Here is a 15,559-nt window from a genome sequence, read left to right on the forward strand (position 1 = left end):
CCCTACCACAAGAGCGCGACACCGGCTGGCTTACTGTTGGTGCTCCGGCCGTTCCCGCTCCAGCGGCTGCTTGCAGCGGCGGCAGTGATAGCGGGCTTCGCCGCGCACCACCTTGTTGTGGCGGCGTACCGACAGCTGATGCTGCTGACAGAGGCAGCGATAGGGGATGGTGCGCTGGGCCAGAACCGCCAGATCGAAGCTGTGGGTGGTTCTGGGTTCAAGGCCGAACACCTCCCGCATCACCGATTGCCACTGGCGGCCGTGGGGCAGCACCCGCGATCTGCCGCGGCCTTCCCCCCACAGGGCATAGACCAGCAGATGGGCCACCTCGTGGGGCACCACCTCATCCAGAAACGCCTGCTGGTTGGCCTGACAGAGGGCGGGATTGAAGCGCAGCTCCCAGGTTTGCAGCCGCGCCGATCCCGCCGCCCGACCACGCATGTTGCAATGGACTTGCGGGCGGGGGAAGGTGCGGCCAAGGCGCGCTTCGGCTTGTGCAAAGCAGGCATCGACGCGTGCGAGCAGCTGCTGGTGCAGGGCGGGGTCGAGGCGGGTAGGGGTGGCAGACATCGGGTTCTCGTCAAATGGCGGATAAGCAAAAGGGGAGCCAGGCTCCCCTTTTATCACAACCGTGAACCTTACAGGCCAGCGGCAGAGCGCAGCAGTTCGGCCTTATCGGTCTGCTCCCACGGGAACTCGTTGCGACCGAAGTGACCGTAGGCAGCGGTAGCCTGGTAGATCGGGCGCTTCAGATCCAGCATCTGGATCAGGCCGTACGGGCGCAGTTCGAAGTGCTCGCGTACCAGCTTGACCAGCAGATCCTCGGCAACCTTGGCGGTACCGAAGGTTTCCACGCTGATGGAGGTCGGCTCGGCCACGCCGATGGCGTAGGAGATCTGGATTTCACAGCGATCGGCCAGACCGGCGGCAACGATGTTTTTGGCAACGTAGCGGGCGGCGTAGGCAGCAGAACGGTCAACCTTGGACGGATCCTTACCGGAGAAGGCGCCACCACCGTGACGGGCCATGCCGCCGTAGGTGTCGACGATGATCTTGCGACCGGTCAGACCGCAGTCACCCATCGGGCCGCCGATAACGAAACGGCCGGTCGGGTTGATGAAGTATTTGGTGTCCTTGTTGACCCACTCGGCCGGCAGTACCGGCTTGATGATCTCTTCGCGTACCGCTTCAACCAGATCTTTGTGGCTGATGGATTCAGCGTGCTGGGTAGAGAGAACCACGGCATCCACACCGATGATCTTGCCTGCGTCGTCGTAGGCAAAGGTCAGTTGGCTCTTGGCATCCGGACGCAGCCACGGCAGGGTGCCGTTCTTGCGCACTTCAGCCTGACGCTTCACCAGCAGGTGAGAGTAGGTGATGGGGGCCGGCATCAGCACGTCGGTTTCGTTGGTGGCGTAGCCGAACATCAGGCCCTGGTCGCCAGCACCCTGCTCCAGCGGATCGCTGCGGTCAACACCCTGATTGATGTCCGGGGACTGCTTGCCGATGGCGTTCAGCACGGCGCAGGAGTCGGCATCGAAGCCCATGTCGGAGTGGGTGTAGCCGATGTCACGCACGGTATCGCGCACGATCTGCTCGATGTCTACCCAGGCAGAGGTGGTTACTTCACCGGCCACCATGACCATACCGGTCTTGACCAGGGTCTCGCAGGCAACGCGTGCCTTGGTATCTTGCTTGAGGATGGCGTCCAGTACCGCATCGGAGATCTGGTCCGCAATCTTGTCGGGATGGCCTTCGGAGACCGACTCGGAAGTAAACAGCTTTGCCATGATTTTAATCTCAGCTTGTCTGGGTTATCGCCACGGCAATAACCGGATGAATAGGACGGTGTAGAGGTATCTACATCTGGACGTCTATTTTAGTTAGCGCCCCCCCCGATTGCCAGCACTATTTTGTCGCTGTGTCGCAAGAAGGCCACTATTGGCTCCTTACTATCCCCAAGGGGATGAAAATCAAACGTTTGCGGCTGTTCCGGCTGGTCAAACGCCGCCAAGAAAAGCGATTGTCCTCCCAAAGCGGCTTTATTCGTCCAGATAACATTTGCACGCCGCGCGCCCTGCTGGGACAATAACGCGCCTTACATCTTGGCCATCAAATGAAGCAATCGCAGGAGATACAGATGCCTTCTCGTAAAGAGCTTGCCAATGCCGTTCGCGCATTGAGTATGGATGCCGTTCAAAAAGCCAACTCCGGTCACCCGGGCGCCCCCATGGGAATGGCGGATATCGCCGAAGTATTGTGGCGCAGCCACCTCAGACATAACCCGAACAACCCCAAGTGGGCCGACCGCGACCGTTTCATCCTCTCCAACGGCCACGGCTCCATGCTGCTGTACTCCCTGCTGCACCTCTCCGGTTATGACCTCTCCATCGACGATCTGAAAAACTTCCGCCAGCTGCACTCTCGCACCCCGGGTCACCCGGAGTACGGTTATGCGCCGGGCGTTGAAACCACCACTGGACCGCTGGGTCAGGGCATCACCAACGCCGTTGGTATGGCGATCGCCGAGAAGGCCATGGCTGACCAGTTCAATAAGCCGGGTCACGACATCGTTGACCACTACACCTACGCCTTCATGGGCGACGGCTGCCTGATGGAAGGTATCTCCCACGAGGCTTGCTCTCTGGCCGGTACCCTGCAACTGGGCAAACTGATCGCGTTCTGGGATGACAACGGCATCTCCATCGACGGTCACGTAGAAGGCTGGTTCACCGACGACACCGTCAAGCGCTTCGAAGCCTACGGCTGGCACGTTATCCCGGCTGTTGACGGCCACAACCCGGAAGCGATCAACGCTGCCATCGAAGCCGCCAAGGCCGAGACCGGCAAGCCGACCCTGATCTGCTGCCGCACCATCATCGGTTACGGTTCCCCGAACAAATCCGGTTCTCACGACTGCCACGGCTCACCGCTGGGCAACGACGAGATCGCCGCTGCTCGCGCCTTCCTGAAGTGGGACCACGCTCCGTTCGTTATCCCGGCCGACATCGCTGCCGAGTGGAACGGTCAGGAGAAGGGCGCTGCACTGGAAGCCGACTGGGCTGCCAAGTTCGCTGCCTATGAAGCCGCTCACCCGGCTCTGGCTGCCGAATTCAAGCGCCGCACCGCAGGCGACTTGCCGGCCAACTGGGCTGCTGAATCCGCCAAGATCATCGAAACCCTGCAAGCCAACCCGGCCAAGATCGCAACCCGTAAAGCGTCCCAAAACGCACTGGAAGCGTTCGGCAAGCTGCTGCCGGAATTCATGGGTGGCTCCGCTGACCTGGCTCCGTCCAACCTGACCATGTGGTCCGGTTCCAAGTCCCTGACCAACGACGACGCCTCCGGCAACTACATCCACTACGGTGTCCGCGAGTTCGGCATGTCCGCCATCATGAACGGTATCGCCCTGCACGGTGGTTTCATCCCCTACGGCGCCACCTTCCTGATGTTCATGGAGTATGCCCGCAACGCCCTGCGCATGGCTGCCCTGATGAAGCAGCGTTCCATCTTCGTTTACACCCACGACTCCATCGGTCTGGGTGAAGATGGCCCGACTCACCAGCCGGTTGAGCAGATCGCCTCCCTGCGTCTGACTCCGAACATGAGCACCTGGCGTCCGTGTGACCAGGTTGAATCTGCCATCGCCTGGAAACACGCCATCGAGCGTACCGACGGCCCGACCTCTCTGATCTTCTCTCGTCAGAACCTGGCCCAGATGGATCGTACCGCCCAGCAGCTGGCCGACACCGCCAAGGGTGGCTACGTGCTGAAGGATTGCGCCGGTACTCCGGAGCTGATCCTGATCGCCACCGGTTCCGAAGTGGAACTGGCTGTTGCCGCCTATGAGCAGCTGACTGCCAAGGGCCGTGCCGTGCGCGTGGTCTCTCTGCCGTCTACCGACGTGTTCGACGCCCAGTCTGCCGAGTACAAAGAGTCCGTTCTGCCGTCCTCCGTCACCAAGCGTGTGGCCATCGAAGCTGGCATCGCCGACTACTGGTACAAGTACGTCGGTTTCGGCGGCAAGATCATCGGTATGACCACCTTCGGTGAGTCCGCCCCGGCCGAGCTGCTGTTCAAGGAATTCGGCTTTACCGTGGAAAACGTGGTTGCGACCGCAGAGTCCCTGTAATAGCTGACCATTGGGCCACCCTGGCCCAATAGCCGGAAAATAAAACGCCCTCCATCGCAAGATGGGGGGCATTTTTTATGACGCCACTAAAATTTCAACAGGAGACTTTATGAAATAAATGGGTTCCAAACAGAGGTGTTGTTAGCGAGACCATTTATCAAATGGATGTTGATGCGTACAATATTCCTACTTGGATACTGGTTTATGAGACAGTCATAATAATAAATGAAATACTATATTTTAAGGTTATAGGGTGTTGTAAAAAATTTAAAAATTTAGCTAAATCAACATAGCCGCCTTTAAAAACACATTTATCAATTTCTGGTGTGACATCAACTTCCTAGGTTCCGAGGCCTGTATGCCAAAATATAAACCAAATCATATCCCAGTTGGAATACGCCTAATTTGTGCTTTCGTAATGGTTTTTTTTGTGATCTATGGTGTTGCAGAACTGGCTAATGGGTATACTTATGTGCCAGCGAAAAGAGGTGGCTTCTTTATATCTGGCATTCCAACATTAATCATTGCCATTTCATCGTTTTTATTCTCTATTGTCGCGGCATTGAAAATAATAGATCACTATGACAAGAGAGATAATGAAAAAGTCTATTTAAAAGTACAAGGCATAATATTCAAGGTTGCGCTCTATATGCTCTTGGGGGCGCCATGTATTGATATATTAAATGTTGTTTTGATGGATAATGGGATCGATGTATTTCCTAAGCTTCATGGATTCGCAGAGTCATTTTCATACCATACGCCAGGAATGCGAGCTTTTCTAATATATGTGACCCCTTTTTCAGATAATGCTCTATACATTGTGGGAGGCGCATGTGGCTTAGTTTTAATCAGCGAAACTCTAGAGGGGTATCATGGTGAAAAATATAAATCGCTGTGTGCTGTATTAAATTTTATTGCCATGATTGGGTTTGGTGTTTTTATTTTATCTCTTTCATTCAAAGAGTTGCTGCTAGGAGAGGCTGGCTTCGGAAAAGAGCATGCGTATGCTGTTACAGCCATGGATGAACCTGCTAAATTCAATGCAGTATTGCTCACCGGGTTTATGGTCGGAGGAATGTTCTTCTTTTCTGGGTGTATTGCACTGATAGATTCAGCGATAAAAAAATTGAGAAAATCTAGGTGTTACAAGACTCAATCCAACGACATATTATTTAAATAGCGTAATAAGAGGACACCGGCCATAAGCCGGTGTCCTTTTATCGTCAACGAAACAGCTTACGCCTGCGGCGGGGTACTTTCCGCGTTGGACATCACCGCATCCATCTGGATTCGTGCGCCGGCGGGCAGCTCGCGCACCGCGATCACGGTGCGGGCGGGCAGGTAGGCCGGGAAGTATTTGGTGTAGATGGCATCCACCTCGGCCAGATCCGCGATATTGGCGAGCTGGATATTGACCTTGACGATATCGTCCATCACATGGCCGATGCTCTCCACAATCGCCTTGATATGGCTGAGACACTGGGCGGTCTGCTCCCGCACGCAGCCGGTCAGGATCTTGCCGGTGGCCAGATCAACCGGCAGCTGAGCGGCGATATGGTTGTAGTGGGAGAAGGCGACGGTCTGGGTGTGCAGCGGGCTGCGCGGTGCCTTGTCGGTATTGCGCGGGCGGATCACCAGATTGTGTCTGTCTTCCACCAGTTGCGGCGGGGTGCCGTCACCGTGGGAGATGACCGCATCCATCTGCACCAGCGCACCCATGGGCAGCGCAGAGGCGGCAATCACGCTGCGGGCCGGCATATAGGCGGCGGCGCGGGCAATGGCAGAGTCGGGGAAGAAGGTGGTGTAGACCTCGTTGACGGCATCCAGATCGTCCAGATTGGTCAGGTAGACGGTCACCTTGACGATATCGTCGAAGGGCACGTCGATCCCCTCCAGCACCGCCTTGATGTTGTGCAGACACTGGGCCGCCTGCTCGCGAATGCCGCCGCCAATCAGGGCGCCGGATGCGGGCTCAACCGGCAGCTGGGCGCCGATGTTGTTGTAGTGGGAGAAGGCGACGGTCTGGGTGGAGAGCGGGTCTTGCGGTGCACGGGCGCTGTTGCGGGCGAGCTTCACCAGCGGGCAGGGAGCCTGCGGGAAGGTGCCTTCGCCGTTGGAGATGAGCGCATCCATCTGCACTTTGGCGTGCAGCGGCAGACCCGCCACGGCCAGCACGGTGCGGGTCGGCAGGTTGCGCGGGAAGAACTCGCGATAGACCTCGTTGACTGCCTCGAGGTCAGCCATCTCTTGCAGGAAGAGGGTCACTTTCACCACGTCGTCCATCACATGGTCGATGCTCTCGACGATGGCCTTGATATTGGTGAGGCACTGTCTGGCTTGCGCCTTGATATCACCCTCGATCAGGGCGCCGCTTTTCGGGTCGATCGGCAGCTGGGCGGAGATATTGTTGTAGTGGGAGAAGGCCACGCTCTGGGTATAGGGGCCGATATGCTGCGGAGCATTGGGGGTATTGCGGGCCGACTTGATAATAGTGCCACTCATTGGGATACACCTCGTTGTAATCATCGTTATTGGGGTCAGGGGTTCCTCCCGCCAGCGACAAAAAATGTGGGCAGAGCGCGGCGATATAGCGCGCCCGGCAACCATTGTGGCACCAGAGGGGGAGAGGGTTCAGACAAGCGCGATTCTATGAACCGCAAAATAGCGATGCAAACCGGGATCGCGTTTCTATGAGATGGCTCAACGCCCTGAAATATATCTCCGGTGCGGATCAATTCAGGGATGATAAGAGGCATCTGGCGGCCATTTTTAGCGGCCTGCAGGGCGAGGCCCGCGCCAACGGTATTGGCGCCAGAAATAGGGGTGGCTGGCACTCAGGATAATTGCAAATTATTCAGGCTTGCTGGCAGCGCATTCATTTTTTGCCGCATAAATATCTATTTTTGCATTTTTATAAGCACTATCTGGCAGAGCAAAAATATGGTAGCCGCGGGATATTCAGGCCCCCGCAAAGATGTAACGGGAATATAATTCAGCGCTTTTGCATGGGGCCGGTGAAAAGGCTTTCCGGATATCCCGTGGCACGCCGCTGCAAGGAGTCCACCGCATCAGCCGTATGCCATGAATTTTCAGCGGTGCCGAGCCGGGCAAGCGGGCTCGTTCAGACTCCCTTCACCCCTGCATGTCAGGATCGGCCACCGGCCCTGACTCCGGTTTCCCGACCGGTGGTTGTCAGGGCTCCCCGCTATTTTTGCACCAGTGAAATGGTGTTTCTGTTCTTTGTTACTCAGGTGAAACAATTTGAGCCTGCCATCGGGCGCACAACCCTGTGTTGTTGTGGCAGGCTTCCCCTCCGGTTTTGCCCGTGATGACGGTGCAAGCGTTATGACTGTGCAGCGTTAAGACAGCGCAAAGAGAGGAGAGGGCTTATTTAGCGCGGCCAGCGGGCCGGATACAACGGAAGGATGTAGATGATCAGGATCGAGAAGATCGATGCCTCGAACTGCTTCGAGGTGTGCGAGCTGACAACCAACAAGGACGGGGTAGGCACCCTGTTCGAGCAGTATCTCTGCTGCAATGCCATCTCGCTGGTGGAGGCGGCCTACTTCCTAGGCTTTGAGCCCAGAGCGATTTATCGCGGGGAGGAGCTGGTGGGCTTTGTCATGTACAAGGGGGGTGATGCGCCGGGCGACATGGTCGAGATCTTCCGCTTTATGCTGGATGCCCGCTTTATGGGGCAGGGGCTGGGGCGGCAGGTCTTTGGCGAGCTGCTGGCCCACTTTGGCCGCGAGGGGTATCGGGAGGTGCTGCTGATGATCGACGAGGATAACCGGATTGCCAAAGAGCTCTACGCCTCGTTCGGTTTTCGCTTTACCGGCAAGATCGAGAAGGATGAGCACTACTACAGCCTCAATATCGAGGGGCTGCATTAACAGGTGTGGGTGAACCGGGGAGGGGAACAAGCCTGCCAGCCGCAGGCTGACAGGCGATAGCAAGGCCGGGTATGGGCCCGTCAGCCCGCCGGATAGAGGGCGCCGAGCACCGCCGGACGGCTGGCGCCGGTGACGGCGGGCAGGTTGCCGGGTTTGCGCTTGATAAAACGCTCCGCCAGCCAGGCAAAGGCAGCTCCTTCCATCCAGTCGGGAGCAATCCCCAGCTCGGCGGTGTTGGCGATGCGCCAGCCGGGCAGCAGGCTGGCCAGTTCCGCCAGCAGCGGGGTGTTGTAGGCACCGCCGCCGCAGACAAAGAGCTCGGTCTTGGGTTGGCTGGCCCCGAACGCCGCGGGAGTCGCAGGCAGCTGGCGGGCGATGCTGTGGCAGGTGAGCGCCTGCAGGGTGCGCTGCACGTCCGCCGGAGCATAGGGGCGACCTGCCAGCTCGCCATCGAGCCACGCCAGGGTGAACATCTCTCGCCCGGTGCTCTTGGGATGGGGGGCGGCGAAGTAGGGGTGAGCCAAGAGCTGCTCCAGCAACTCGGGAATGAGCTGGCCGCTGGCTGCCCACTGGCCGCCGGCATCGTAACCGGCGCCCTTGGGGTGATGGCGGCGATACCAGCCGTCGAGCAGGGTGTTGGCCGGGCCGGTATCGAAGCCATAGACCCCGTTGGCATGGCCAGGCAGCACCGAGATATTGGCGATGCCGCCGAGGTTCAGCACCACCCGCAGGGCGCCGGGGCGGGCAAAGAAGGCTTGATGGAAGGCGGGCACCAGCGGCGCTCCCTGACCGCCGAGGGCCATGTCCATGGTGCGAAAGTCGGCGATAACGTCGATGCCGGTCAGCGCCGCCAGCAGGGCCGCGTTGCCGATCTGCAGGGTAAAGCCAAGCTGGGGGCGGTGGCGGATGGTCTGGCCGTGGCTGCCGATGGCGCGAATATCGGCGGGCGTGAGGCCCGTCTTGGCCAGCAGGGCGTGGGTGGCGGCGGCAAATTCGCGCGCCACCAGATTGTCGGCCACCCCCATGCGATCGATCTCGTTGTCGCTCGGCGTGCAGAGCTCATGGAGCTCATGGGCGGTGGGCCAGGGGTGGCTGAGGGCCGCCTCGACCCGCAGTTGATCCCCGTCGATCACCACCAGTACGGCGTCGATGCCGTCCATGCTGGTGCCTGACATCAATCCGATATAGCGTTCAGCCATTGGCTCTCCTCACTCGCTGGTCGGGATAGTCCGCTTCCCGACACCGATGCAGCATGGCGCAGAGCCATGCGCAGGCAAAATAAAAAGGGCTGACGGGGCTGCTACCCCGCCAGCCCTGAAGGCTTTAGTTGCCGCGACTCTCCCGCTTGTTCTGGGCCAGCTGCAGCTCGGGGCTGTCGAGCTTGGCCAGTTGCGGTGTCGCCAGTTTTCTGAAGTTGGCCAGCTCGCGTCCGCTCAGGGACTCCGCCTGCGGCAGGTTGAGGGTGCGCGGGTTCTTGTGTACGCCGCCCACCACGAATTCATAGTGCAGGTGCGGGCCGGTGACGCGACCGGTGCCACCCAACAGGCCGATGGTCTGCCCCTGCTTGACTCGCTGCCCCTTGTTGACGGTACGTTTGGAGAGGTGCAGGTACTTGGTCACATAGTTGCCGGCATGCTTGATAAAGACGTAGTTGCCGTTGAACTGGTTGTAACCCGCCGCCACGACGTTGCCGGAGCCTGCCGCCATGATGGGGGTGCCCACCGGCGCCACATAGTCGATGCCGTTGTGGGGGCGGATCTTGCCGGTCACCGGATGGAGGCGGCGCGGGTTGAAGTTGGAGCTGATGTATTTGAAGTTGACCGGCGCGCGCAGGAAGCTCTTGCGCATCGCTTTGCCTTCCGGGGTGTAGTAGTTGCCATCTTCATTGAGCACGGCGCGGTAGGCGGTGCCCTGGTTGACGAACTCGGCGGCCAGAATATCGCCGGAGGCAACCCGCTCGTCATCGCGGAACTTGTCTTCGTAGACCACCCGGAAGCTGTCGCCCGGTTGCAAGTCCTGGGCAAAGTCGATGTCCCAGCCGAAGATGGCGGCCAAGTCCATGATCTGATCTTCGGTCATGCCCGCCTCGACGGCGGAGCTCCAGAAGCTGGAGCGGATCTCCCCCTTGGTCACCTGTTCACGGGTGTCGAGGGCGATCTTGACGCTGCGGGCGACGAAGGTGTCATCCTTGCGGCTCACCTTGAGCGCCTGTTCGAGGCTGTGGGGGTAGTAGAGGCTGTGCAGCTGGCCATCTTCGGTCAGCTTGAAGGTGAGCTCCTGCCCCGGCTGCAACATGCGCAGCGGGTTGCTGTCATCGAGCTGGTCGATCAGGTGCAGATCCGTGGTGCTGAGCCCCAGACGCTGGAAGATCACCCCCATGTTGTCGCCACGACGCACCTTCACATGTTTGGTGACATAGCTCGGCTTGGGCGGGGTGGCCGGTTGCACGGCATCTGCGGTGATGTCGTCCTGGGGCAGATTGTCGTCGCTGTTCTCTTCCTGTTGCTGTCGCAGGGCAATCTCGTTGCCGTTTTCATCGACCCGGGTGGCGACCGCCTGTTCGCTGGGCCAGGCCGCCAGCATCATGATCATGATGCTCAAAATCAGCACCATCTTGCGGTGCCAGTGTGGGAGAGAGTTGAAGGCGTGCCAAATAACCATGAGATGCAGATGAAGTCGGGCAGAATGGACGGATTTTACAGCCTTTCCAATTGGCCCGCCATTCCAGTAATATGTTTGGCCCTGTGGAATCGTGATGGAGAGTCAAAAAATGTCCCAGCTCGAGGTGGCGCTAGCCGAGATCAAGCGCGGAGCGGAAGAAATTCTGGTTGAAGAGGAACTGGTTGCCAAGTTGAAGGAAGGGCGCCCGCTGCGCATCAAGCTGGGCATGGACCCGACGGCCCCCGACATTCACCTGGGTCACACCGTGATCCTCAACAAGCTGAAAACCTTCCAGGATCTGGGCCATGAAGTGATCCTGCTGATCGGTGACTTCACTGCCATGGTGGGTGACCCCTCCGGCAAGAACGCCACCCGTCCGCCGCTCTCCGAAGAGGCGATCAAGCACAACGCCCTCACCTATGCCGAGCAGGCGTTCAAGATCCTCGATCCGGCCAAGACCCGCATCGAGTACAACTCCAGCTGGCTGAGCGAGCTGGGTGCGACCGGCATGATCAAGCTGGCGGCCAAGCAGACCGTGGCCCGCATGATGGAGCGCGACGACTTCAAAAAGCGCTACAGCAATGGCCAGTCCATCGCGATTCACGAATTCCTCTATCCGCTGCTGCAAGGCTATGACTCGGTCGCGCTGAAGGCGGACGTTGAGCTGGGCGGTACCGACCAGAAGTTCAACCTGCTGATGGGCCGCGAGCTGCAAAAAGATGCCGGCATGGCGACCCAGTGCGTGCTGATGATGCCGCTGCTGGTGGGTCTGGACGGCGTCAAGAAGATGTCCAAGTCCGCAGGCAACTACATCGGTGTCCATGACGCTCCGGGCGAGATGTTCGGCAAGATCATGTCCATCACCGACGATCTGATGTGGAACTACTACGAGCTGCTCTCCTTCCGTCCGCTGGCTGAAATTGAAGAGTTCAAGGCAGGCATCGCTGCCGGCACTCTCAACCCGCGCGACGTGAAGATCTGGCTGGCCAAAGAGATCATCGCCCGTTATCACGACGAAGCGGCAGCCGAAGCGGCCCACGAAGATTTCACCCAGCGCTTCTCCAAGAACGCCATTCCGGACGAAATGCCGGAAGTCGAGCTGGCTCTGGAAGGTGAAGGTCTGGCCATTGCCAACCTGCTGAAAGATGCCGATCTGGTGGCCACCACCTCCGAAGCGCTGCGGATGATCAAGCAGGGCGCGGTCAAGGTTGATGGCGAGAAGCTGGAAGATGGCAAGGCTCTCATCGGTGCCGGTACCGCCGTCTATCAGGTCGGCAAGCGCAAGTTCGCCCGCGTGACCGTCAAGTAAACCGCGACCGTCAAGCAAGGCATCAAGATTGCCGTAACAGGCCTCCTTCGGGAGGCCTTTTTTGTATCTGGGCGATAAAGCGGCGCAGCACGGCGCTGCCGGGGTGGGAGCGGGTGGCGAGGCTGATGGTGGTCATCAGGCCGCTGCCGGCGATGGGGTGATAGCTCACCCCGACCGGACGCAACGCCGCCACCGAACTTGGCACCAGGGTCACGCCAAAGCCCGCCTGCACCATGCCGACGGTGGAGATCACCTGCGGGCAGACGGGGCCGAGCTGCGGCTCGAATCCCGCCTCCCGGCAGAGGGCCATGATGCCGTCGTGAAGGCCCGGGCCAATCTCGCGGGGGAACAGGATAAAGCTCTCATCGCGCAGGCTGGCGAGGGCGATGGGGCCGAGCTTGGCCTTGGGGTGGCTGGTGGGCAGGGCGATCAGCAGCGGCTCCTGTTCGATGAGGTGGTGATCCAGCCCCTGACTGCCGCTGCAGGGGAGGCGCAGGATGGCGGCATCGAGACGGTCGTGGCGCAGCGCCTCCACCAGTGCCGGCATGGTGCCCTCCTGCGGAGTGAGCGCCACCTCGGGGTAGCGTTCCCGATAGTCGTGCAGCAGGGTCAGCACTGCGGGGTGGAGCACGGTAGAGCCGGCAAAGCCGATACGCAGCGCCCCCTGCTCGCCGCGGGCGATCCGCTTCACCTTCTGTTTGGCGGCATCGGCCAGCGCCAGGATCTGGGTGGCATCCCGATAGAGGCTCGCGCCCGCCTCGGTCAGCTCGACGCCGCGAGTCAGGCGGCGCAGCAGCGGGGTGCCGAGGCTCTCCTCCAGCTTGCGGATCTGCTGGCTCAGGGGCGGCTGGGCCATGTTGAGCGCCTCGGCTGCCCGGGTGAAGTTCTGTTTGTCGACGACCGCCATGAAGTAGCGCAGGGTTCGCAGTTCCATATCGAAAGAGTCTCAAAGTCGCGGGATCGGTGTATTGGTGTTGAAATGTGATCTGGGTCACCATTGAATCCGAACGCTAACAGGATTCAGGCCGGAGGTGAAACCCGAATGGAACGTATTGCAACATCTGACAGTGCCGGATGCGCGTGTGCCCTCGAAGTGAGCCAGCAGTTTTCCCGCTGGCGCAGGCAGCACGATGGCGGCGAGATCTACCAAAGCTCGCTGATGAGCGCCCTGCTGGCGGGGGTCTACGAAGGGGAGACCACCATGAGCGAGCTGCTGCGCCACGGCGACTTTGGTCTCGGTACCTTCAACCACCTCGATGGCGAGCTGATCGCCTTCGAGCGCCAGATCCACCAGTTGCGGGCCGATGGCTCGGCCCGGCCCGCCCGCGCCGATCAGAAGACTCCCTTTGCGGTGATGACCCACTTTCGCCCCTGTCTGGAGCGTCGCTTCGACCATCCCCTCAGCCGCGACGAAATTCACCAGTGGGTCGACCGGCTGGTGGGCTCCGACAACGTCTTCGTCGCCATGCGCCTCGATGGCCAGTTCGAGTCGGCCAAGGTGCGCACCGTGCCGCGTCAGGAGCCGCCCTATCGCCCCATGCTGGAGGCCATCGAGCAGCAGCCGCTGTTCCGCTTTGCCGCGGTAGCGGGGACTTTGGTGGGCTTTCGCTGCCCGCCGTTTGTGCAGGGGATCAATGTGGCGGGCTTTCACGAGCACATGATCACCGCCGATCGCAGCGGCGGCGGCCATCTGCTCGACTACACCATGGCCCACGGCACCCTGCGTCTCTCGGTGGTGCGTCATCTCAATCTGGCCCTGCCATCGGATCCCGCTTTCCGGCAGGCCGACCTCAACCCCGCCGATCTCGATCGCGCCATTCAGGCCGCGGAAGGCTGATATAGAAGGAGCAATATCATGGCAAACAGACAGTGGAAGTGCGGCGCCGAGCTGGTGGTGCGCCATCTGGAGGCGCAGGGGGTCAAGCAGGTGTTCGGTATTCCCGGCGCCAAGATTGACCGGGTGTTCGATGCGCTGGAGGACTCCCCCATCGAGACCATAGTGGTGCGCCACGAGGCCAACGCCGCCTTTATGGCTGCCGCGGTGGGGCGCCTGACCGGCAAGGCGGGGGTGGCGCTAGTCACCTCGGGCCCCGGTTGCTCCAACCTTATTACCGGGCTGGCGACCGCAACCTCGGAGGGGGATCCCATGGTGGCGCTGGGCGGTGCGGTGCGCCGTGCCGACTGCCTCAAGCTCACCCACCAGAGCATGGATACGGTCAACCTCTGCCGTCCGGTGACCAAGTTCAGCGCTCAGGTCAACAGCGGGGCGGCCCTCTCCGAGGTGATGGCCAACGCTTTTCGTGCCGCCGAGTTTGGCCGCCCGGGTGCTGCCTTTGTCAGCCTGCCGATGGACATCATCAACAAGCCGGTGCAGGGGGAGGTGCTGGTGCCGCGCGAGATGCCGGAGCCCGGCGCCGCCGACGAGGCGAGCATGACCCAGGCGCTGGAGCTCATTCGCGAGGCGGACAATCCGGTGGTGCTGCTCGGCCTGATGGCGAGCCGGCCGGAGAACGCCGAGGCGGTGCGCGCCTTCCTCGACAAGGCGCGGCTGCCGGTGACCGGTACCTATCAGGCGGCCGGGGTGGTCGACAGTTGCCACTTCGATGATTTCGCCGGGCGGGTGGGGCTCTTTAACAACCAGCCGGGAGATCAGCTGCTGGCGGGGGCCGATCTGGTGATCGCCATCGGCTACAGCCCCATCGAATACGACCCCGTGTTGTGGAATGGCGACCGGGTGCGCCGCATCCTCCATATCGATGTGCTGCCCGCCGATATCGACAGTTGCTACTGCCCGGCGGCGGAGCTGCTGGGATCGATCCGCGCCAACCTGCTGCAACTGACCCGCCGTATGGGGTCGCCCAAGCTGCGCATCCCCGAGGTGGATCGCCTGCTGCAAGGGGTGCGCCAGCAGCGGCTGCGGCTGGCGATGCGGGCCGACGATCTGCACGGCACGCCGGTGCACCCGCTGCGGATCGTGCGCGAGCTGCAGGATCTGGTGCGCGATGACATGACCCTCTGCGTCGATATGGGCAGCTTCCATATCTGGATCGCCCGCTACCTCTACAGCTTCCGCGCCCGTCAGGTGCTGATCTCCAACGGTCAGCAGACCATGGGGGTCGCCCTGCCGTGGGCCATCGGCGCTGCGCTGGTACGGCCTGGGGAGAAGGTGATCTCGGTATCGGGGGATGGCAGCTTTATGCAGTCGAGCATGGAGCTGGAGACGGCGGTACGGCTCAAGAGCAATATCGTCCACATCATCTGGGTCGATAACGGCTACAACATGGTGGCGATCCAGGAGCAGCAGAAGTATTGCCGCACCTCCGGCGTGTCGTTCGGTGCCATCGACTTCAAGCGCTACGCCGAGTCGTTCGGGGCGGCCGGTTTTGCGGTGCGCTCGGCCGACGAGCTGCGCGCCACCCTGCGTGCCGCGCTGGCGGTGGAGGGGCCGGCCGTGGTGGCCATTCCGGTGGATTACAGCGACAACCCCGGGTTGATGGCCCAGCTCAGGCCGGAAGTGATGGCTTGAGTTGGCTCGGGCGCTGAGAGATGAAAAAACCGGCATCA

General features: G+C 60.5%; 13 protein-coding genes. 7 read left to right on the forward strand and 6 right to left on the reverse strand.

Features of this window, described 5'->3' with window-relative positions; all coding sequences use genetic code 11:
• Positions 1–30 precede the first annotated feature (30 nt).
• Entirely contained in the window at positions 31–570 is a 540-nt protein-coding gene (locus AAHA41_RS01615; protein ID WP_323070350.1) for a SprT family zinc-dependent metalloprotease, read from the reverse strand.
• A 68-nt stretch (positions 571–638) separates the two neighbouring features.
• Positions 639–1,790 carry a methionine adenosyltransferase gene (metK, locus tag AAHA41_RS01620; protein WP_042030287.1) on the reverse strand — a complete coding sequence of 384 codons (1,152 nt, stop codon included), beginning with the start codon at positions 1,788–1,790 and terminating at the stop codon, positions 639–641.
• Positions 1,791–1,966: 176 nt separating this feature from the next.
• On the opposite strand from metK, the gene AAHA41_RS01625 reads away from it, so the two are divergent.
• From AAHA41_RS01625 to AAHA41_RS01635, 3 genes are all read left to right on the forward strand, one after another.
• Positions 1,967–2,092, forward strand: coding sequence for a hypothetical protein (locus tag AAHA41_RS01625; RefSeq protein ID WP_323092244.1), 126 nt, complete (start codon positions 1,967–1,969; stop codon positions 2,090–2,092).
• Positions 2,093–2,140: 48 nt separating this feature from the next.
• A complete protein-coding gene (tkt, locus tag AAHA41_RS01630) occupies positions 2,141–4,132 on the forward strand; it encodes a transketolase (RefSeq protein ID WP_323070351.1) in 1,992 nt (663 codons plus the stop codon).
• 358 nt (positions 4,133–4,490) lie between these two features.
• Positions 4,491–5,312, forward strand: coding sequence for a hypothetical protein (locus AAHA41_RS01635; RefSeq protein WP_323070352.1), 822 nt, complete (start codon positions 4,491–4,493; stop codon positions 5,310–5,312).
• Between the two features lie 56 nt (positions 5,313–5,368).
• Here the strand turns inward: AAHA41_RS01635 and AAHA41_RS01640 are convergent, their stop codons facing one another.
• Complete coding sequence (locus AAHA41_RS01640; RefSeq protein ID WP_104015452.1) at positions 5,369–6,634, reverse strand: RidA family protein; 1,266 nt, start codon at positions 6,632–6,634, stop codon at positions 5,369–5,371.
• Positions 6,635–7,563: 929 nt separating this feature from the next.
• Here AAHA41_RS01640 and AAHA41_RS01645 point away from each other — a divergent pair.
• The gene (locus AAHA41_RS01645) at positions 7,564–8,025 is read left to right on the forward strand and encodes a GNAT family N-acetyltransferase (RefSeq protein ID WP_323070353.1); all 462 of its coding nucleotides are present in this window, start codon (positions 7,564–7,566) and stop codon (positions 8,023–8,025) included.
• A gap of 80 nt (positions 8,026–8,105) precedes the next feature.
• On the opposite strand, the gene AAHA41_RS01650 is transcribed toward AAHA41_RS01645, so the two are convergent.
• The gene (locus AAHA41_RS01650; RefSeq protein ID WP_323070354.1) at positions 8,106–9,224 is read right to left on the reverse strand and encodes an anhydro-N-acetylmuramic acid kinase; all 1,119 of its coding nucleotides are present in this window, start codon (positions 9,222–9,224) and stop codon (positions 8,106–8,108) included.
• Between the two features lie 124 nt (positions 9,225–9,348).
• A complete protein-coding gene (locus AAHA41_RS01655) occupies positions 9,349–10,686 on the reverse strand; it encodes a peptidoglycan DD-metalloendopeptidase family protein (RefSeq protein WP_042032862.1) in 1,338 nt (445 codons plus the stop codon).
• A 109-nt stretch (positions 10,687–10,795) separates the two neighbouring features.
• Between AAHA41_RS01655 and tyrS the strand changes: the two genes are divergently transcribed.
• Positions 10,796–11,995, forward strand: a complete 1,200-nt coding sequence (gene tyrS / locus AAHA41_RS01660) for a tyrosine--tRNA ligase (RefSeq protein ID WP_041208119.1) — start codon at positions 10,796–10,798, stop codon at positions 11,993–11,995.
• Between the two features lie 22 nt (positions 11,996–12,017).
• Here tyrS and AAHA41_RS01665 read toward each other — a convergent pair whose 3' ends face one another.
• Positions 12,018–12,929 (reverse strand): LysR family transcriptional regulator, encoded by a 912-nt coding sequence (locus AAHA41_RS01665; RefSeq protein WP_323070355.1) that lies wholly within the window; start codon positions 12,927–12,929, stop codon positions 12,018–12,020.
• Positions 12,930–13,037: 108 nt separating this feature from the next.
• On the opposite strand from AAHA41_RS01665, the gene budA reads away from it, so the two are divergent.
• Both budA and alsS read left to right on the forward strand, forming a co-directional pair.
• Complete coding sequence (gene budA, locus AAHA41_RS01670; RefSeq protein WP_033115811.1) at positions 13,038–13,832, forward strand: acetolactate decarboxylase; 795 nt, start codon at positions 13,038–13,040, stop codon at positions 13,830–13,832.
• Positions 13,833–13,850: 18 nt separating this feature from the next.
• Entirely contained in the window at positions 13,851–15,521 is a 1,671-nt protein-coding gene (alsS, locus tag AAHA41_RS01675; RefSeq protein WP_323070356.1) for an acetolactate synthase AlsS, read from the forward strand.
• Positions 15,522–15,559: the final 38 nt, after the last annotated feature.

It is taken from the genome of Aeromonas sp. SER (assembly GCF_038739615.1).
Classification (GTDB): Bacteria; Pseudomonadota; Gammaproteobacteria; order Enterobacterales; family Aeromonadaceae; genus Aeromonas; species Aeromonas jandaei.